Source organism: Streptomyces sp. JHA26, from assembly GCF_002005565.1.
Taxonomy (GTDB): domain Bacteria; phylum Actinomycetota; class Actinomycetes; order Streptomycetales; family Streptomycetaceae; genus Streptomyces.
Genome location: NZ_BDJC01000069.1, coordinates 15,973 through 35,058 on the forward strand (window position 1 = coordinate 15,973; position 19,086 = coordinate 35,058).

18 protein-coding genes are annotated in these 19,086 nt (G+C 71.5%); 9 read left to right on the forward strand and 9 right to left on the reverse strand.

Features of this window, described 5'->3' with window-relative positions; translation table 11 throughout:
* Positions 1–7 precede the first annotated feature (7 nt).
* The 4 genes from JHAT_RS29505 to JHAT_RS29520 are packed head-to-tail and all read right to left on the reverse strand — an operon-like array spanning position 8 to position 3,716.
* Positions 8–325 (reverse strand): non-heme iron oxygenase ferredoxin subunit, encoded by a 318-nt coding sequence (locus JHAT_RS29505; RefSeq protein WP_019329250.1) that lies wholly within the window; start codon positions 323–325, stop codon positions 8–10.
* On the reverse strand, positions 322–1,506 hold the full coding sequence (gene sufD / locus JHAT_RS29510; RefSeq protein WP_077801337.1) for a Fe-S cluster assembly protein SufD: 1,185 nt from the start codon (positions 1,504–1,506) through the stop codon (positions 322–324). Before sufD ends, JHAT_RS29505 begins: the two co-directional genes overlap by 4 nt.
* Positions 1,507–1,566: 60 nt before the next feature.
* On the reverse strand, positions 1,567–2,988 hold the full coding sequence (gene sufB, locus JHAT_RS29515; protein WP_077801338.1) for a Fe-S cluster assembly protein SufB: 1,422 nt from the start codon (positions 2,986–2,988) through the stop codon (positions 1,567–1,569).
* Entirely contained in the window at positions 2,985–3,716 is a 732-nt protein-coding gene (locus JHAT_RS29520; RefSeq protein ID WP_077801339.1) for a metalloregulator ArsR/SmtB family transcription factor, read from the reverse strand. Before JHAT_RS29520 ends, sufB begins: the two co-directional genes overlap by 4 nt.
* 160 nt (positions 3,717–3,876) lie before the next feature.
* Here JHAT_RS29520 and JHAT_RS29525 point away from each other — a divergent pair, with 160 nt between their 5' ends.
* Genes JHAT_RS29525 through JHAT_RS29540 form a run of 4 tightly spaced genes read left to right on the forward strand, consistent with a single transcriptional unit; the run spans position 3,877 to position 7,496 of the window.
* Positions 3,877–4,689, forward strand: coding sequence for an aminoglycoside N(3)-acetyltransferase (locus JHAT_RS29525; protein WP_077801340.1), 813 nt, complete (start codon positions 3,877–3,879; stop codon positions 4,687–4,689).
* A gap of 31 nt (positions 4,690–4,720) precedes the next feature.
* Positions 4,721–5,644, forward strand: a complete 924-nt coding sequence (locus JHAT_RS29530; RefSeq protein WP_077801341.1) for an ABC transporter ATP-binding protein — start codon at positions 4,721–4,723, stop codon at positions 5,642–5,644.
* Positions 5,641–6,420, forward strand: a complete 780-nt coding sequence (locus JHAT_RS29535; protein WP_077801342.1) for an ABC transporter permease — start codon at positions 5,641–5,643, stop codon at positions 6,418–6,420. Before JHAT_RS29530 ends, JHAT_RS29535 begins: the two co-directional genes overlap by 4 nt.
* Before the next feature lie 53 nt (positions 6,421–6,473).
* Positions 6,474–7,496 carry a heme A synthase gene (locus JHAT_RS29540; protein WP_253195651.1) on the forward strand — a complete coding sequence of 341 codons (1,023 nt, stop codon included), beginning with the start codon at positions 6,474–6,476 and terminating at the stop codon, positions 7,494–7,496.
* On the opposite strand, the gene JHAT_RS29545 is transcribed toward JHAT_RS29540, so the two are convergent.
* The 4 genes from JHAT_RS29545 to JHAT_RS29560 form a co-directional block, all read right to left on the reverse strand.
* Positions 7,451–8,188, reverse strand: coding sequence for a nucleotidyltransferase domain-containing protein (locus JHAT_RS29545; RefSeq protein ID WP_077801344.1), 738 nt, complete (start codon positions 8,186–8,188; stop codon positions 7,451–7,453). The two genes, JHAT_RS29540 and JHAT_RS29545, sit on opposite strands and share 46 nt — an antisense overlap.
* Positions 8,189–8,206: 18 nt before the next feature.
* Positions 8,207–9,313, reverse strand: a complete 1,107-nt coding sequence (locus JHAT_RS29550) for an amidohydrolase family protein (protein WP_077801345.1) — start codon at positions 9,311–9,313, stop codon at positions 8,207–8,209.
* A gap of 66 nt (positions 9,314–9,379) precedes the next feature.
* Complete coding sequence (locus JHAT_RS29555) at positions 9,380–9,712, reverse strand: hypothetical protein (RefSeq protein ID WP_171991123.1); 333 nt, start codon at positions 9,710–9,712, stop codon at positions 9,380–9,382.
* A gap of 94 nt (positions 9,713–9,806) precedes the next feature.
* The gene (locus tag JHAT_RS29560; protein WP_077801347.1) at positions 9,807–10,793 is read right to left on the reverse strand and encodes a heme o synthase; all 987 of its coding nucleotides are present in this window, start codon (positions 10,791–10,793) and stop codon (positions 9,807–9,809) included.
* 372 nt (positions 10,794–11,165) lie between these two features.
* Here JHAT_RS29560 and tkt point away from each other — a divergent pair, with 372 nt between their 5' ends.
* The 5 genes from tkt to pgl are packed head-to-tail and all read left to right on the forward strand — an operon-like array spanning position 11,166 to position 17,767.
* Positions 11,166–13,253: a transketolase gene (gene tkt / locus JHAT_RS29570; RefSeq protein ID WP_077801348.1), complete on the forward strand. Its 2,088-nt coding sequence runs from the start codon at positions 11,166–11,168 to the stop codon at positions 13,251–13,253.
* A 34-nt stretch (positions 13,254–13,287) separates the two neighbouring features.
* Positions 13,288–14,406, forward strand: coding sequence for a transaldolase (gene tal / locus JHAT_RS29575; RefSeq protein ID WP_077801349.1), 1,119 nt, complete (start codon positions 13,288–13,290; stop codon positions 14,404–14,406).
* A 3-nt stretch (positions 14,407–14,409) separates the two neighbouring features.
* A complete protein-coding gene (gene zwf, locus JHAT_RS29580) occupies positions 14,410–15,933 on the forward strand; it encodes a glucose-6-phosphate dehydrogenase (protein WP_077801350.1) in 1,524 nt (507 codons plus the stop codon).
* Positions 15,930–16,985 carry a glucose-6-phosphate dehydrogenase assembly protein OpcA gene (gene opcA, locus JHAT_RS29585; protein WP_077801351.1) on the forward strand — a complete coding sequence of 352 codons (1,056 nt, stop codon included), beginning with the start codon at positions 15,930–15,932 and terminating at the stop codon, positions 16,983–16,985. The genes zwf and opcA overlap by 4 nt, the downstream gene beginning before the upstream one ends.
* A complete protein-coding gene (gene pgl / locus JHAT_RS29590) occupies positions 16,982–17,767 on the forward strand; it encodes a 6-phosphogluconolactonase (protein ID WP_077801352.1) in 786 nt (261 codons plus the stop codon). The genes opcA and pgl overlap by 4 nt, the downstream gene beginning before the upstream one ends.
* 108 nt (positions 17,768–17,875) lie before the next feature.
* On the opposite strand, the gene JHAT_RS29595 is transcribed toward pgl, so the two are convergent.
* Complete coding sequence (locus tag JHAT_RS29595; protein ID WP_077801353.1) at positions 17,876–18,883, reverse strand: hypothetical protein; 1,008 nt, start codon at positions 18,881–18,883, stop codon at positions 17,876–17,878.
* Between the last annotated feature and the right edge of the window lie 203 nt (positions 18,884–19,086).

The window sequence follows — 19,086 nt, forward strand, 5'->3', positions numbered from 1 at the left end:
GGGTGCCTCAGGACTCCTGGGTGAGGGAGACGAGCACGTCGTCCCCTTCGATCTTTACGGGATATACGGGGACGGGGCGCGTCGCCGGAAGACTGTCGGGCTTGCCCGAGCGGAGGTCGAAGCGCGAGCCGTGCAGCCAGCACTCGATGTGGCAGTCGTCGACCTCGCCCTCGGCGAGCGAGACGTTCGCGTGCGAGCAGATGTCGTGGATCGCGAAGACCTCGCCCTCGGTCCGCACGACGGAGATCGGCGTGCCGTCGAGTTCCACCCGCTTCGGGGTGTCCTCCTCCAGCTCGTCCGCTCCACAGACGCGTACGAAGGTCATGCGACCGACGCCTCCAGCTCTTCCGCGATCTTGGCGAGCAGGCGCTCCTCGATGTCCGCGACGCCGATCTGCTGGACCAGCTCGGCGAAGAAGCCGTGGACCACCAGGCGGCGGGCGTCCAGCTCGGGGATGCCGCGGGCCATCAGGTAGAAGAGCTGCTCGTCGTCGAAGCGGCCGGTGGCGGAGGCGTGGCCGGCGCCGACGATCTCGCCGGTCTCGATCTCCAGGTTCGGCACGGAGTCGACCCGCGCGCCGTCGGTGAGGACGAGGTTGCGGTTCATCTCGTAGGTGTCGGTGCCCTCGGCCGCGGCCTCGATGAGCACGTCGCCGATCCAGACCGCGTGCGCGTCGTCGCCCTGGAGCGCGCCCTTGTAGGCGACGTTCGACTTGCAGTGCGGGACGTTGTGGTCGACCAGGAGGCGGTGCTCCTGGTGCTGGCCGGCGTCGGTGAAGTACAGGCCGAACAGCTCGGCCTCGCCGCCGGGACCGGCGTAGGTCACGCGCGGGTGCAGCCGGACCAGGTCGCCGCCGAAGGTGACCACGAAGGACTTGAAGCCGGCGTCGCGGCCGATCAGCGCGTTGTGCTGGCCGACGTGGACGGCCTTGTCGTCCCAGTCCTGGACGGAGACGACGGTCAGCTTGGCGCCGTCGCCCAGGACGTAGTCGACGTTGGCGGCGAGCACCGCGTCGCCGGTGTGGTCGATGACCACCACGGCCTCGGCGAAGGCGCCCAGCTCGACGACCTGGTGGGCGAAGGCGGTGCCGCCCTGGCCGTGCACGGCGATGCGGATCGGCTCGGTGAGGACCGTCTCCTTGGGGACGGTGATCACGCCGGCCTTCTCGAACGCCGAGAAGGCCTGGGCGGCGACCCGGTCCACGGGGGTGCCGGCCTTGCCGATGCGCGCGTCGTCGCGGCCGACGGTCTCGACGACGACGCCCTCGGGCGCGTCGATGTCGACCTTCACGCCGTCACCGGTGGCGACCGCGGTGCCGTCGTGCAGTCCGCGCAGGCGCTCCAGCGGGGTGAACCGCCATTCCTCCTCGCGGCCGTGGGGGACCGGGAAGTCCGCCACGTCGAAGGACGCGGGTGCGCTCATGCGCGTGGCGACGGTCGACTCCGCGGCCACCGCGATCTGACCCGCGGTGGTGGAGCCCACGGGGATGTTCTGAGCCTCAGCCATGGCTGTCGGTCTGCTCTCTTCCTACGTTCCTGGATCTGGGGACTGCGGTGCGGAGCGGGGTCAGCCGACCGCGCCCTCCATCTGCAGCTCGATCAGCCGGTTGAGCTCGAGGGCGTACTCCATGGGCAGCTCCTTGGCGATCGGCTCGACGAAGCCGCGCACGATCATCGCCATCGCCTCGAACTCGCTCAGACCGCGGCTCATCAGGTAGAAGAGCTGGTCCTCGGAGACCTTGGAGACGGTCGCCTCGTGGCCCATGGACACGTCGTCCTCGCGGACGTCCACGTAGGGGTACGTGTCGGAGCGGGAGATGGTGTCGACGAGCAGCGCGTCGCACAGCACGTTCGACTTGGAGCCGTGGGCGCCCTCGCCGATCTCGACGAGGCCGCGGTAGGAGGTGCGGCCGCCGCCGCGCGCCACGGACTTCGACACGATGTTGGAGGAGGTGTTCGGCGCCATGTGGACCATCTTGGAGCCGGCGTCCTGGTGCTGGCCCTCGCCGGCGAAGGCGATGGACAGCGTCTCGCCCTTGGCGTGCTCGCCCATCAGGTAGACGGCCGGGTACTTCATCGTCACCTTGGAGCCGATGTTGCCGTCGATCCACTCCATGGTCGCGCCCTCGTACGCCACGGCGCGCTTGGTGACCAGGTTGTAGACGTTGTTCGACCAGTTCTGGATGGTCGTGTAGCGGCAGCGGGCGTTCTTCTTGACGATGATCTCGACCACGGCGCTGTGCAGGGAGTCCGACTTGTAGATCGGAGCCGTGCAGCCCTCGACGTAGTGCACGTAGGCACCCTCGTCGACGATGATCAGGGTCCGCTCGAACTGGCCCATGTTCTCCGTGTTGATGCGGAAGTAGGCCTGCAGCGGGATCTCGACGTGCACGCCCTTCGGCACGTAGATGAAGGAGCCGCCGGACCACACGGCGGTGTTCAGCGCGGCGAACTTGTTGTCGCCGGCCGGGATGACCGTGCCGAAGTACTCCTTGAAGAGCTCCGGGTGCTCCTTCAGCGCGGTGTCGGTGTCGAGGAAGATGACGCCCTGCTCCTCCAGGTCCTCGCGGATCTGGTGGTAGACGACCTCGGACTCGTACTGGGCCGCGACACCGGCGACGAGGCGCTGCTTCTCCGCCTCGGGGATGCCGAGCTTGTCGTACGTGTTCTTGATGTCCTCGGGCAGGTCCTCCCAGGACTCCGCCTGCTTCTCCGTGGAGCGCACGAAGTACTTGATGTTGTCGAAGTCGATGCCCGACAGGTCCGAGCCCCAGTTCGGCATGGGCTTCTTCTCGAACAGCTTCAGGCCCTTGAGACGGAGCTTGGTCATCCACTCCGGCTCGGACTTCTTGTCGGAGATGTCCCGGACGACGTCCTCGTCGATGCCGCGCCTGGCGGAGGCGCCGGCCGTGTCGGAGTCGGCCCAGCCGTACTCGTACTTGCCCAGGCCCTCGAGCTCAGGGTGAGCAGTCTCCGTGGGGAGAGTCATGCGGGGTTCCTCCCGGCCGTGCTTGCGGATGCGTTGTCGTTGGTCTTGGAAGTCTTGGGGACGTACGTGGTGCAGACGCCGTCGCCGTGCGCGATGGTCGCGAGCCGCTGCACATGCGTACCGAGCAGCTCGGCGAAAAATTCCGTCTCCGCCTCGCACAGCTGCGGGAACTGCTCGGCGACGTGGGCGACCGGGCAGTGGTGCTGGCAGAGCTGCTCACCCTGCTGGGGCCGGGGCGCGCTGCGCGCGGTAGCAGCGTACCCGTCCGCGCTCAGGGCCTTGGCCAGGGCTTGCGTGCGCTGCTCGGGGGCGGCGCCCTCGACCGCCTTGCGGTACGCGCCCGCCTGGGCGGCGATCCGGGCCCGGGCGAAGGCGGCGATCGCCTGCTCCCCGCCCTCCTGCTCGGCGATCCAGCGCAGGGCGTCCGCGGCGAGCTTGTCGTACGACTGGTCGAAGGCGTCGCGACCGCAGTCGGTGAGTGCGAAGACCTTGGCCGGGCGCCCGCGCGTACGCGTGCCGTAGACCCGCTGTTCACGGGCTTCGACCACGTCGTCGGCGACCAGGGCGTCGAGGTGGCGCCGGACGGCGGCCTGGGTCAGGCCCAGGCGCCCGGCGAGCTCGGCGACGGTCGACGGCCCGTGGTCCAGGATGGAGCGCGCGACGCGGTTGCGGGTGGACCGCTCACCGGTCGCGAGTTCCTCCTGCGGAGCCTCGCCAACGTTTTTCACAACGCCATTGTTGCGTAATTCCTCGAGGGCGGGCAAGCCGCGTCCGGAGGCCCGGAAGGTGCCCTGCGTCACTTAGGCCTGCCTAACGTGACCTGCGGAAACGATCTTTGATCGATCAGGACGCTGGCGCCCCGGGCCCGCTTCGGCGAGACTCGCCCGCATGCCCGCACCCGTTCCGACCGGCCCACTCGTCACCCGCGGCACGATCGCCGCCGGACTGCGCGAGCTGGGCGTCCGGACCGACGACGTCCTCCTCGTGCACTCCTCCCTCAGCTCGCTCGGCTGGGTCTGCGGAGGACCCGTCGCGGTCGTCCAGGGCCTCCTCGACGCGCTCGGCCCGGACGGCACCCTGGTGGTCCCCACCCAGACCGGCGACCTCTCCGACCCGGCCCTGTGGAGCGACCCGCCGGTGCCCGAGGAGTGGTGGGACACCGTCCGCGCCGCGATGCCCGCCTACGACCCGCTGATCACGCCCTCGCGCGGGGTCGGGGTGGTCCCCGAGACCGTGCGCACCTGGCCGGGCGCCCTGCGCAGCGCGCACCCGCAGACGTCCTTCGCGGCTCTCGGCCCGCGCGCCGCCGAGGTGGTCGCGGGGCACGCCACCGACTGCCGGCTGGGCGAGCGCAGCCCGCTGGCGACCCTGGAGCGGCTGGGTGCGCGGATCCTCCTGCTCGGGGCGGGCTACGCCTCCTGCACCGCCTTCCACCTCGCCGAGTACCGGATCCCCTCCCCGCTGGTCGAGGTGGGCCGGCCGGGGCCGGTGGGCTGGGAGCGGGTGACCGAGGTCTCGATCACCTCGGACCGGTTCGACGAGCTGGGCCACGACTTCGAGCGGGACCGGCCCGTCGTCCGCGGCAGGATCGGCGCGGCCGACGTACGGCTGTTCCCGCTGGCGGACGCGGTCGCCTACGCCGAGCGGTGGCTGCCGCTGCACCGTCCCCGTGCGGAGGACATCGCGCACCCCCGCGCCTGAGCCCCCGCCGGCGTCCCTAGACTCGTGACCCATGCGAAGCGAGCCCGTGGTCCAGGTCCAGGCCCTGGTGAAGCGGTACGGCACGAAGACCGCGGTGGACGGCCTCGACCTGGTGGCCCGGGCGGGTGTCACCGCCGTGCTCGGCCCCAACGGGGCCGGCAAGACGACCACCGTCGAGACCTGTGAGGGGTACCGCAGGCCGGACTCCGGCACGGTGCGCGTCCTGGGCCTGGACCCGGTGCGGCAGGGTCCCGAGCTGCGTCCCCGGATCGGCGTGATGCTCCAGTCCGGCGGCGTCTACTCCGGCGCCCGCGCGGACGAGATGCTGCGCCACGTCGCGAAGCTGCACGCCCACCCCCTGGACGTCGACGCCCTGATCGAGCGGCTGGGCCTGGGCTCCTGCGGCCGGACGACGTACCGCAGGCTCTCCGGGGGCCAGCAGCAGCGGCTCGCCCTGGCGATGGCCGTGGTCGGCCGTCCCGAGCTGGTGTTCCTGGACGAGCCGACCGCGGGCCTGGACCCGCAGGCCCGCCGCGCCACCTGGGACCTCGTGCGGGACCTGCGCGCCGACGGCGTCTCGGTGATCCTCACCACGCACTACATGGACGAGGCCGAGCAGCTGGCCGACGACGTGGCGATCATCGACGCCGGCCGGGTCGTCGCCCAGGGCGCGCCCGAGGAGCTGTGCCGCGGCGGCGCCGAGAACACGCTGCGCTTCACCGGCCGGCCCGGGCTCGACGTGGCCTCGCTGCTCAAGGCCCTCCCCGCGGACTCCTCCGCCGCCGAGCTGATCCCGGGCTCCTACCGCGTCGTCGGCAAGGTCGACCCGCAACTGCTGGCCACGGTGACCTCCTGGTGCGCCCAGCACGGGGTGATGCCGGACCGCATCTCGGTGGAGCGGCACACGCTGGAGGACGTCTTCCTGGAGCTCACGGGCAAGGAACTGCGCGCATGACGACGACAACGCCCACGGGCACCTACACCCCCCGGCCCGGCGCCGCGCCGCTCGGCCGCATGATCGCGACGCAGGCCGCGCTCGAGACGAAGATGCTGCTGCGCAACGGCGAGCAGCTGCTGCTGACGGTGATCATCCCGACGCTGCTGCTGGTGCTGTTCAGCTCGGTCGACATCGTCGACACCGGCGAGGGCGAGGCCGTGGACTTCCTCGCTCCCGGCGTCCTGGCGCTGGCCGTGCTGTCGACGGCGTTCACCGGACAGGCCATCGCCACCGGCTTCGAGCGCCGCTACGGGGTGCTGAAGCGGCTCGCCGCCTCCCCGCTGCCGCGCTGGGGCCTGATGACCGCGAAGACGGTGTCCGTGCTGGTCACCGAGGTCCTCCAGGTGGTCCTGCTGACCGTGATCGCCTTCGCGCTGGGCTGGTCGCCGCACGGCAGCCCGTTCACCGTGCTGCTGCTCATGGTGCTCGGCACGGCCGCCTTCTCCGGGCTCGGGCTGCTCATGGCCGGCACGCTCAAGGCGGAGGCCACGCTCGCCGCCGCCAACCTGGTCTTCCTGCTGCTGCTGGTGGGCGGCGGGGTGATCGTGCCGCTGGACAAGTTCCCGGACGCGGCGCGGGACGTCCTCGGTCTGCTGCCGGTCTCCGCCCTGTCGGACGGCCTGCGGGACGTGCTGCAGCACGGGGCCGGGGTGCCGTGGGGCGACCTCGGGATCCTCGCCGGGTGGGCGGTCGTGGGGCTCGCGGCGGCCGGGAAGTTCTTCCGCTGGGAGTAGGAGTACGCCCGATGGGCCACCCTCGTGAACGCGTGCACAAGCGGCCGCCTACGATGGACGGCGTGCCAAACGTGACCCGCGCCGACGCCGCAGCCGCGGTGCGCAACCCGCTCGCCTTCATCGCCGCGCGCTGGACCCCGGAACCCCGGACGGTCCAGCGGGCGGCCCTCGCACCCGTCGTCATGTCGGTGATCATCGTGATCACCGGCGGTGCCGTCCGGCTCACCGGGTCGGGACTGGGCTGTCCGACCTGGCCCAAGTGCACCGACGACTCGCTGACCACCACGAGCGCGATGGGCTTCCACGGCGTCATCGAGTTCGGCAACCGCATGCTCACCTACGTGCTGTGCGCCGCGGTCGGCTGGGCCATCATCGCCGCACGGTCGCAGAAGCCGTACCGGCGCAGCCTCACCCTGCTCGGGTGGGCGCAGTTCTGGGTCGTGATGAGCAACGCCGTCCTCGGCGGGATCGTCGTGCTCGTCGGGCTGAACCCGTACACCGTCGCCGCCCACTTCGTCGCGACGACGGCGCTGATCACCCTGGCCACGGTGATGTGGCAGCGCACCCGGGAGGGCGACGCGGCACCGCGCCCCCTGGTCGGCAAGGCGGTCCAGCAGCTGGTGTGGGTGTTGATCGCCGCCTCGGGGCTGCTCGTCCTGGTCGGCACGGTGGTCACCGGTGCCGGTCCGCACGCCGGTGACTCCAGCGACGTCCCCCGGATGCCGGTCGACTGGGAGATGATCACCAAGGGACACGCCGTGCTGGCGTGGATCGTGGTGACGCTGACGTTCGCGCTGTGGTTCGTGCTGAAGGCGGTCGACGCGCCCAGGGGACCGCTGGACCGCACCCGCGACCTGTTCCTGATCCTGCTCGCGCAGGGCCTCATCGGCTACGTGCAGTACTTCACCGACCTCCCCGAGGTCCTGGTCGGCCTGCACATGTTCGGCTCGTGCCTGGTGTGGATCGGGGTGCTGCGGGTGCTGCTGGCGCTGCGCGAACGCCCCGAGGACGCGGCGCCCGAGCTGCCGGTTCAGGAGTACGCGGCCACCAGCGCGTCGATGGCCGGCCCCAGGTAGTCCCGGGTCAGCTCGCCGCGGCGGGCGGTCCAGTCCGGCGCGGGCGGCGCGGGGGTCCCGTAGCGTCGCCGTGCGATGTCCTCGACGACCTCACCGGGGGCGCCGAGGGCGGGCAGCTCGTCCAGGGCTTCCCGCTTGGTGATCAGGCGGCCGTCCCGCAGTGTGACGGTGGCGCGGGCGAAGGTGAGCAGGCCCAGGTCGACCCAGACGTCCTCGCGCCACAGCTCCGCCCGGCGCACGGCCGGCCGCCAGTAGTCGCGTTCGTTGCGGACGACGTACTCGGCCAGTTCCGCGTCCGGCACCGGCGGCAGCAGGAGGTCCGGCGACGCGCCGTGCAGGACGCGTCCGAAGCTGTGCAGCTCCCGCCGGGTGACCGGGGTGACCGTTCGTTTGAACAGCTGCCGGTGGGCCCAGGTCAGGTGCCGCCGCTCGGGGTCGGCGGCGGTGTCGGGCGACAGATAGGTGCAGTGCAGCCGCCCGGCCAGGGGTGCCTCGCGCAGGCGGGCGTGGAGCAGACCCAGCCGCCAGGCCGTGCGGGCCGTGGCCGGCCGGGGCAGGACGGCGATCAGGTCGAGGTCGCTGCGGCCCTCCTGGTAGTCGCCCCCGCCCAGTGAGCCGTGGGCCCAGACGGCGACCGGGCCGAGGGGCGTCAGGCCGGTGAGGAAGCGGTCGAGCAGCGCGTCGGTCGGCATCGGATCAGTATGTGCGGCTCACTCCAGTCCGTACACCCGGTGCGCGTTGCCCGACGCGATCATCTCGGCCACCCGCTGTGCGTCCGCCCGCGCCCACGCGCCCTCGGCCACCCAGGTGCCGAGCACCCGGTCGAGGGCCTCGCGGAACAGGCGGGCGCCCACGACGTGCAGCTCGGGCAGGCCCTGGGCGCCGCTGGAGAACAGGATCTTGCCGAAGGGGGCCAGCTCCAGGGTCTCCGCGAGCACGGTCGCGGCGCGGGCGCCGGTGCGTACCAGGGCGGCGCCGGAGTCGGCGTAGACGTGCGGGAAGGCTCCGGCCAGGTGGGCGGCGTGGCGGTGGTACGGGTAGCCGTGCAGCAGGACCAGGTCGGTGCCGAGGCCGGCGGTGGCCCGCACGAAGCCGGTCAGCAGCGCGGGGTCGGCGGGGTCGGTGCGCAGGCCCGGTCCGCCGAGCCCCGCGTGCAGTTGCAGCGGCAGTCCGGAGGCGACGGCGGTCCACAGCAGGTGGCGCAGCAGGACGGGGTCGCTCAGCTCGCCGCCCACCTCGCGCCCGGCCAGCCAGCGGGCGGCGGCGCCGCGCACCTCGCCGGGGCCCGGCGGCTCCGGGGTGAACGCCAGACCGTGCCGCGCACCGGCGACGGAGGTGAAGGCGACCGCGTACGCGGCGGCGCCGTGGACGGCCTCGGCGAGGTTGGCGAGGAAGGACTCGACGGTGCCGGAGGTGTCGGCGACCTGCTCGGCCAGCAGTTCCAGGCGCACGATCGCGTGGGCGTCGGCGTCCGCCGCGCCGGCCAGCTCGGCGGGGCCGGTGAGGTCGCCGGGCAGGTCCGCGTCGACCAGGTACGTGGTGATGCCGCTGCCGCGCAGCAGCCTGCGGTCCGTCTCCAGGACGCCGAGCTCGCGGCGTCGGGCGAGGTAGCGGGCGGGCGGGCAGTGCGGTTCCAGGCCGAGCAGGGGCGGGCACCAGCGGCGCACCGCGAAGCCGGTCTGGGTGTCGAAGAGGGTGGTGCCCGGCGCGGGCGGCCCCTCGGTGCGGGCCAGCTGGGCCTCGAAGGTGCCGAGGCCCAGCTCCGTTCTCAGGACGCCGTGGCAGTACTGGTCCACCAGGGACGGTGTTTCGATCATCCGGACTCCCCGCGTCGGGACCGTGCGCTGTGCGGCTTCCTACGGTCCTAACGGGTGAGCCCCGGGTCAGGTGTTGCTCGGCCCGCCGATCTGGATGCCCGCCATGCGCGACCACTCGTACGGGCCGGTCGTGACCTTGGCCGCGAACTCGCCGTCGAAGTCCTCGTGGACGGTGATCCCGGACTTCTCCACGGCCTTCCGCGCGATCTCGCAGGAGGGCGCGACCAGGTCGCCCCAGCCGCCGTCCCCGCCGACGAGGACGATGCGGGCGCCGCGCTCGCCGATGTGGGCCACCTGGCCCTCGGCTCCGCCGTGCGCCTTGGAGAAGGAGTCGATCCGCCGGGCCAGCCGGGTCACCCGGCGCTCGGCCTTCGCGTCAGCCTGCTGCGTGTCTGCCATGCCCAGGATGCTACCGACGGGTAGATCGAACGGCGACGGGCGGGGTGCGTGGCCTTGACCACGCACCCCGCCCGTCGCCCGGACCGGTGGGGCGTCAGCGCAGGAAGGGGTCCACCGCGATCGCCAGGAACAGCACCGACACATAGGTGATGGACCAGTGGAACAGCCGCATCTCCTTGAGCTTGGCGCCCGTGACCTCGGCCTTGGCGCGGTTCTGCAGCCCGTGGGCCTCCCACAGCCACATGCCGCCGGCCAGCAGGGCGACGGCCGTGTAGAACCAGCCGGTGTAGCCCAGCGGGGTCAGCAGCAGGGACACCGCGACCATGACCCAGCTGTAGATCACGATCTGCCGGGCGACGACCTTGTTGGAGGCGATGACGGGGAGCATCGGGACGCCGACGCGGGCGTAGTCCTCCTTGACCTTCATGGACAGCGGCCAGTAGTGCGGCGGCGTCCAGAAGAACATGACCAGGAAGAGGATGACCGGCGCCCACGACATCGAGTCGGTCACGGCGGACCAGCCGATCAGCACCGGCAGACAGCCCGCGATGCCGCCCCAGACGATGTTCTGCGAGGTGCGGCGCTTGAGGATCATCGTGTAGACCACGACGTAGAACAGGAGTGCGCCCAGCGACAGCCACGCCGAGAGCCAGTTGACGGCGAGGCCGAAGAGCAGCGTCGAGACCACCGCGAGGGTGATGCCGAAGGCGAGGCACTCGCGCGGACTGACCATGCCGGTCACCAGGGGGCGCTGCGAGGTGCGGTCCATCAGCGCGTCGATGTCGCGGTCGATGTACATGTTCAGCGCGTTGGCGCCGCCCGCGGACAGGTAGCCGCCCACGCAGGTGAGCAGCACCAGCCACAGATCCGGCACGCCCTGCTCGGCCAGGAACATCACCGGAACGGTGGTGATCAGCAGAAGCTCGATGATCCGCGGCTTGGTCAGCGCCACGAACGCCTTGACACGGGCCCCGAACGGCCGGTGACTCGGGCTCTGGCTCGTCCCGATTTCCCCCATTGCCTTGAGGGCATGGGAGGTACCCCCACCCGCAGGACGGGATTCAACGGCCGTCACGCACACCCCTGACAGAGACTCCCAGCGAGCCCGCCCGTGAAGTGGCGGTAAAGGCTCGCGCGTACCACGCCACTTTAGACGTTGCCCAGACCCCGGCATTCGCGGGGGTGCGTTCGTGTTGTGGAGGGCGCTCCGACGTGCATGCGGAGAGTCGATTGAGCGGTCAGATGAGCGGCCGCGTATTCACTTGCCGAATGCGGTTTCACCCAGTCGGCAGGCGGACTCGCGAGAGTCCCGGCAGTCTGGTTTCCAACGGAAAAACGCACGTACTTACGGGGGTAGGCTCGACACCGGCCGGCCGACGCACGAATGCGCCGGCAGCCGGTGGGCGCCACGTGCACCGGCATCCGATCATGTGGAGAGGAGCCCTGACCCAGGGTGAGCACCAAGCCGACCACCACAGACCTCGAGTGGACCGAGCTGGACCAGCGGGCCGTGGACACCGCCCGCGTCCTGGCCGCCGACGCCGTACAGAAGGTTGGCAACGGCCATCCGGGTACGGCGATGAGCCTGGCGCCCGCCGCCTACACCCTCTTCCAGAAGGTGATGCGGCACGACCCGGCCGACGCCGACTGGGTCGGACGCGACCGTTTCGTGCTGTCCGCCGGTCACTCGTCCCTGACCCTCTACACCCAGCTGTACCTGGCCGGCTTCGGCCTGGAGCTGGACGACCTGAAGTCCTTCCGGACGTGGGGTTCCAAGACCCCGGGTCACCCCGAGTACGGCCACACCACGGGCGTGGAGACGACGACCGGGCCGCTGGGCCAGGGCGTCGCCAACGCGGTGGGCATGGCGATGGCCGCCCGCTACGAGCGCGGCCTGTTCGACCCGGAGGCTCCCGAGGGGGAGTCCCCGTTCGACCACTTCGTCTACTGCATCGCCGGTGACGGCTGCCTCCAGGAGGGCATCTCCGCCGAGGCGTCCTCCCTGGCGGGCCACCAGAAGCTCGGCAACCTGATCCTGCTGTGGGACGACAACCACATCTCGATCGAGGGCGACACCGAGACCGCCGTCTCCGAGGACACCGTCAAGCGCTACGAGGCCTACGGCTGGCACGTGCAGCGCGTCGCCCCGAAGCCCGACGGCGACCTGGACCCGGCCGCGCTGTACGCGGCGATCGAGGCGGCGAAGCAGGTCACCGACCGGCCGTCCTTCATCGCGATGCGCTCGATCATCGCCTGGCCCGCGCCGAACGCGCAGAACACCGAGGCGGCGCACGGCTCGGCGCTCGGTGACGAGGAGGTCGCGGCCACCAAGCGCGTCCTGGGCTTCGACCCGGAGAAGACCTTCGAGGTCTCCGACGAGGTCATCGCGCACACCCGCAAGGCCCTGGAGCGCGGCGAGGCCGCCCGCGCCGTGTGGGAGAAGTCCTACCAGCAGTGGCGGGACAACAACCCCGAGCGCGCCGCCGAGTACGACCGGATCGCCAAGGGCGAGCTCCCCCAGGGCTGGGAGGAGAAGATCCCGGTCTTCGAGACCGGCAAGGGCGTGGCCACCCGCGCCGCGTCCGGCAAGGTCCTCCAGGCGCTCGGCGCGGTGATCCCCGAGCTGTGGGGCGGCTCGGCCGACCTCGCCGGCTCGAACAACACCACGATCGACAAGACGTCGTCCTTCCTCCCGGCGGGCAACCCGCTGCCCGAGGCGGACCCGTACGGCCGCACCGTCCACTTCGGCATCCGCGAGCACGCGATGGCCGCGGAGATGAACGGCATCGCCCTGCACGGCAACACCCGCATCTACGGCGGCACCTTCCTGGTGTTCTCCGACTACATGCGCAACGCCGTGCGTCTGTCCGCGCTGATGCACCTGCCGGTGACCTACGTGTGGACGCACGACTCCATCGGCCTGGGCGAGGACGGCCCCACCCACCAGCCGGTCGAGCACCTGGCCTCGCTGCGCGCCATCCCCGGCCTGAACCTGGTCCGCCCGGCCGACGCCAACGAGACCGCCATCGCCTGGCGCGAGATCCTGCGCCGCTGGACGAAGGAGTTCGGCAAGGGCCAGCCGCACGGTCTGGCGCTCACCCGCCAGGGCGTGCCGACGTACGAGGCCAACGACGACGCGGCCAAGGGCGGCTACGTCCTGTTCGAGGCCGAGGGCGGCGACGCCGAGGTCATCCTGATCGCCACCGGCTCCGAGGTGCACGTGGCGGTGGAGGCCCGTGAGGCGCTCCAGGCCGACGGTGTGCCGACCCGCGTGGTGTCGATGCCGTCCGTCGAGTGGTTCGAGCAGCAGGACCAGGGGTACCGGGACAGCGTCCTGCCCCCGTCCGTGAAGGCCCGTGTCGCGGTCGAGGCCGGGATCGGCCTCACCTGGCACAAGTACGTCGGGGACGCCGGCCGCATCGTTTCCCTGGAGCACTTCGGCGCTTCGGCCGACGGCAAGCTGCTCTTCCAGGAGTTCGGCTTCACTGCCGAGAACGTGGCCGCCAAGGCGAGGGAATCGATCGCCGCAGCACAGCGCTGACGCTCGTATACGACACGTAGGAGATGCATTTTCCATGACAGACGCACTCAAGCGCCTCTCCGATGAAGGCGTCGCGATCTGGCTGGACGACCTGTCGCGCAAGCGGATCACGTCCGGCAACCTCGCCGAGCTGATCGACCAGCAGCACGTCGTGGGCGTCACCACCAACCCGTCGATCTTCCAGAAGGCGATCTCGCAGGGCGACGGCTACGACACGCAGCTGACCGACCTGGCCGCCCGCGAGGTCACCGTCGAAGAGGCCATCCGGATGATCACCACGGCGGACGTCCGCGACGCCGCCGACATCCTGCGCCCGGTCTTCGACAGCACCGGGGGCAAGGACGGCCGGGTCTCCATCGAGGTCGACCCGCGCCTCGCGCACAACACCAGGGCGACGGTCGCCGAGGCCAAGCAGCTCGCCTGGCTGGTGGACCGGCCCAACACGCTGATCAAGATCCCGGCCACCGAGGCGGGCATCCCGGCGATCGCCGAGACCATCGGCCTGGGCATCAGCGTCAACGTCACGCTGATCTTCTCGCTCGAGCGCTACCGCAAGGTCATGGACGCCTTCCTGACCGGCCTGGAGAAGGCCAAGGAGCGCGGCCTGGACCTGTCGCAGATCCACTCCGTGGCGTCCTTCTTCGTGTCCCGCGTGGACACCGAGATCGACAAGCGGATCGACGCGCTGGGCACCGACGAGGCCAAGGCGCTGCGCGGCAAGGCCGCCGTCGCCAACGCCCGTCTGGCCTACCAGGCGTACGAGGAGGTCTTCTCCTCCGACCGCTGGAACGCCCTGGAGAAGGCCGGCGCCAACAAGCAGCGTCCGCTGTGGGCGTCGACCGGCGTGAAGGACAAGGCGTACGACGACACCATGTACGTCACCGACCTGGTCGCGCCCAACACGGTGAACACCATGCCGGAGGCGACGCTGTTCGCCACCGAGGACCACGGCGAGATCACCGGCGACACCGTCGCCGGCACCTACGAGCAGGCCCGCGCCGACCTCGACGCGGTCGAGAAGCTCGGGATCTCCTACGACGAGGTGGTCCAGCTCCTGGAGAAGGAGGGCGTCGAGAAGTTCGAGGACGCCTGGAACGACCTGCTGAAGTCGACGGAGGCAGAGCTCAAGCGCCTCGCTCCCTCGGAGGGCTAGGAATTGTCGAGCAGCAATCCGCTGCGTGACCCCGCAGACCGACGGCTCCCGCGCATCGCGGGGCCGTCGGGTCTGGTCATCTTCGGCGTCACCGGTGATCTGTCCCGCAAGAAGCTCATGCCCGCCGTGTACGACCTCGCCAACCGGGGTCTGCTGCCGCCGGGCTTCTCTCTCGTCGGCTTCGCCCGCCGCGACTGGGAGCACGAGGACTTCGCCCAGGTCGTGCACGACGCCGTCAAGGAGCACTCCCGCACCCCGTTCCGCGAGGAGGTCTGGCAGCAGCTCATCCAGGGGATGCGCTTCGTCCAGGGCACCTTCGACGACGACGAGGCCTTCGAGCGGCTGCGCGCCACCATCGAGGAGCTGGACAAGGCGCAGGGCACGGGCGGCAACTTCGCCTTCTACCTGTCGGTGCCGCCGAAGTCCTTCCCGGTGGTCATCCAGCAGCTGAAGAAGCACGGCCTCGCCGACCAGACGGGCGGCTCCTGGCGCCGCGCGGTCATCGAGAAGCCGTTCGGGCACGACCTGAGGTCGGCCGAGGAGCTCAACGCGATCGTCCACGAGGTCTTCGCCCCGGACCAGGTCTTCCGCATCGACCACTACCTGGGCAAGGAGACCGTCCAGAACATCCTGGCGCTGCGCTTCGCCAACACGATGTTCGAGCCGATCTGGAACCGGTCCTACGTGGACCACGTGCAGATCACCATGGCCGAGGACATCGGCATCGGCGGCCGGGCCGGCTACTACGACGGCATCGGCGCCGCCCGCGACGTCATCCAGAACCACCTGCTCCAGCTCCTCGCGCTGACCGCGATGGAGGAGCCCGCCTCCTTCGACGCGGACGCGCTGGCGGCGGAGAAGACCAAGGTGCTCGGCGCGGTCCGGCTGCCCAAGGACCTGGGCCGGGACACGGTGCGCGGCCAGTACGCGGCGGGGTGGCAGGGCGGCGCGAAGGCCGTCGGCTACCTGGAGGAGGAGGGCATCGACCCGAAGTCGAAGACCGACACCTACGCCGCGATCAAGGTCGGGATCGACAACCGCCGCTGGGCGGGCGTCCCCTTCTACCTGCGCACCGGCAAGCGGCTGGGCCGCCGGGTCACCGAGATCGCGGTGGTCTTCCAGCGGGCCCCGCACTCCCCCTTCGACACGACGGCCACCGAGGAACTGGGGTCGAACGCGATCGTCATCCGCGTCCAGCCCGACGAGGGCGTCACCGTCCGCTTCGGCTCCAAGGTGCCGGGCACGTCGATGGAGATCCGGGACGTGTCCATGGACTTCGCGTACGGCGAGTCCTTCACCGAGTCGAGCCCGGAGGCGTACGAGCGCCTGATCCTGGACGTGCTGCTCGGCGACGCCAACCTCTTCCCGCGCACCGAGGAGGTCGAGCTGTCCTGGAAGATCCTCGACCCGATCGAGGAGTACTGGGACGAGCACGGCACGCCCGCGCAGTACCCGTCCGGTACGTGGGGACCCGTCGAGGCGGACGAGATGCTCGAGCGAGACGGACGGAGCTGGCGCCGGCCATGAAGACAGACCTCACGGACACCACGTCCAGCAAGATCAACAAGGCGTTGGTGCTGGGCCGCCGGGCGATCGGCACCCCGGCCGTCGGCATGGTGCTCACCCTGGTCATCGTCACCGACGAGGAGAACGCCTACGACGCGCTGAAGGCCGCGAGCGACGCCGCGCACGAGCACCCCTCGCGCACGCTCGTCGTCATCAAGCGCGTCTCGCGTTCGCCCCGGGACCGCACCCGGTCCCGGCTGGACGCCGAGGTCCGCCTCGGCGCCGACGCGGGCACCGGCGAGACGGTGGTGCTGCGGCTGTACGGCGACGTGGTCGACCAGGCCCAGTCGGTCGTCCTGCCGCTGCTGCTCCCCGACGCGCCGGTCGTGGTGTGGTGGCCGGTGAACGCACCGCTGGACCCGGCCGGGGACCCGCTGGGCGCGCTGGCCCAGCGCCGGGTCACCGACACCTACGCCTGCGAGGAGCCGGTACGGGAGCTGGCCGCCCGCGCCGACGCCTACCGGCCGGGCGACACCGACCTGTCCTGGACCCGCATCACCCCGTGGCGGTCGATGCTCGCGGCGGCCCTGGACCAGGTCGACTGCCGGGTGCAGGGCGTCGAGGTGGAGGGCGAGGAGGACAACCCCAGCTGCGAGCTGCTGGCGATGTGGCTCGCGGACCGGCTGCACGTTCCGGTGCAGCGCACCACGTCCAGCGGTCCGGGCCTGACCGCGGTCCGCATGGACACCGACTGCGGTCCGGTCGTCCTGGACCGGGCCGACGGCTCGCTCGCGACGTTGTCGATCCCGGGGCAGCCGGCCCGTGCGGTGGCGCTCAAGCGCCGCGAGACGGCCGAACTGATCGCGGAGGAGCTGCGGCGCCTCGACCCGGACGACACGTACGCCTCGGCGCTGCGCTTCGGGGTGGACCGGCTCGGCGCGCCGGCGGCAGCCGAGGCGGAAGCGGGCGAAGGGCCCGTCGCGGTCCCCGCTCCCGTCGAGACGGCCGCGAAGGCACCCGCGAAGGACGCGGCGCGGAAGAGGACACCGGTGCGGAAGGCGGCGGCGAAGTGAGTGTCACACCCCAGCTGGTCGTGCACCGGGACAAGGAGCTGATGGCCGAGGCCGCGGCGGCCCGGCTGATCACGAAGATCGTGGACGCCCAGTCCTCCCGGGGCTCGGCGTCCGTGGTGCTGACCGGTGGCCGCAACGGCAACGGCCTGCTGGCCGCGCTGGCGACGTCCCCGGCCCGTGACGCGGTCGACTGGTCCCGCCTCGACCTGTGGTGGGGCGACGAGCGCTTCCTGCCGGAGGGCGACCCGGAGCGCAACGTCACGCAGGCCCGCGAGGCCCTGCTGGACGCGGTGCCGCTGGACCCGGAGCGGGTCCACGCGATGCCGGCCTCGGACGGCCCGTACGGGACCGACGTGGAGGCCGCCGCGGCGGCGTACGCCGAGGAGCTGGCGAAGGCGGCCGAGCCGGAGAACCACGCGGCGGTGCCGTCCTTCGACGTCCTGCTGCTCGGGGTCGGCCCGGACACGCACGTGGCCTCGCTGTTCCCGGAGCACCCGGGGGTGCGGGAGACGGAGCGCACGGTGATCGGCGTCCACGGCTCCCCGAAGCCGCCGCCCACCCGCGTGTCCCTGACCCTGCCCGCGATCCGCACGGCCCGTGAGGTGTGGCTGCTCGCCGCGGGCGAGGACAAGGCGAACGCCGTGGCGATGGCCCTGTCGGACGCCGGCGAGATCCAGGCCCCGGCGGCCGGGGCGCGGGGCCGTGCCCGCACCCTGTGGCTGCTGGACGCGGCGGCGGCCTCCCGGCTGCCGCGGACGATGTACCCGCCGGCCTCGGCGTAGCCGCGCTCCCCGCACACCGGAACGCCGGGTCCCACCGCTGGGGCCCGGCGTTCTGCCTGCGCGGCAACCGGAGGGGGCTGTCGTGCCCCGGCGCCTCCGGACGGGCCGTCAGGACCCGTCGGGGCCCGGTGAGTAGGGGTTGCCGTAGCCGTTCGGGTGCGGCGCGTACGGCGGTTGCGGCGGCGGCGCGTACGGCGGCTGCGGCGCGTACGGCGGCTGCGGCGCGTACGGCGGCTGCGGCGACACGTACGGGTTCCGCGGGCCGGGAGCGTACGGGTGGCCGGCTCCCGCGGGCGGATACGGGGACCCGAAGGGGTTGCCCTGCGGCGGCACGTGCGGCGGTCCGGTCGGCGGGAGGTGTCCGGGGATCGGCGGGAGGGTCGCCGGGTGGGCCTTCAGCCGGATTCCGTAGCGCCGCTTCAGCCGGCCCATCTCCAGCAGCGCGATCGCGGTGACCGTCACGGGCGCGCCCAGGATGAAGACGACGCCCAGGGTGAGGCTGAGCCCGTGCAGGTCACCGGTGACGAGGTCCGGGATGGCCATCAGCCAGCTCGTCACGGTGGCCAGCAGAGCCGGGAGGCAGCGGTGGACGGCGGCGGTGCCGAAGAAGTTCCCGGAGACCCTGATGGCGCCCCAGACCACGAATCCGAGCATCCACAGCATCGCCAGACCACCGAACATGATCACCAGCGGGTTGCCCGAGGCGTTGATCGTGGTGACGAGCAGCACCAGAGCGGTGACGCAGCCGATGAACAGCAGCAGCAGCTTGAGCGCGTCGAACAGTGGGCCCCGCAACTGCCCCACGGTGCCGGTGCGCCGCCAGACGAAGAGCATCGCACCGACCGCCAGCGGGGTGATGAACAGCAGGACGGCGGAGGCCGTCAGCGCGTTCTCCAGCAACTGGGTGACGCTGAAGCCGCCCTCGAACATGGTGTAGACACCGAGCGAGGCGACCGCGCCCGCGATGACCCGGAAGCGTTTGAGCTGCTCGATGGAGGGATCGGCCGAGGGCGGGATCCACGCGGGGTGGAACACGGCGGTCGCCGCCCCCTTGGGATTGAGGAGGGCCCGGGCCGTCAGCCTGCCGCCTGTCCAACGTCCGCGCGTGCGTGCCACTTTGCTCCCCCGAGCACTCGCCGTGATGATCGCCGGGGGATTCTACGACAGACGGACGGCACGCCGCCGCCCGTCCGTCCGCCCCGGGCTCACCGCCGGCCGCGCAGCTCCCGGTAGGCGGCCACCAGCGCGGCCGTGGACGGGTCGAGACCGGGCACGTCGGCGCCTTCGGTCAGGGCGGGTTCGACGCGCTTGGCGAGGAT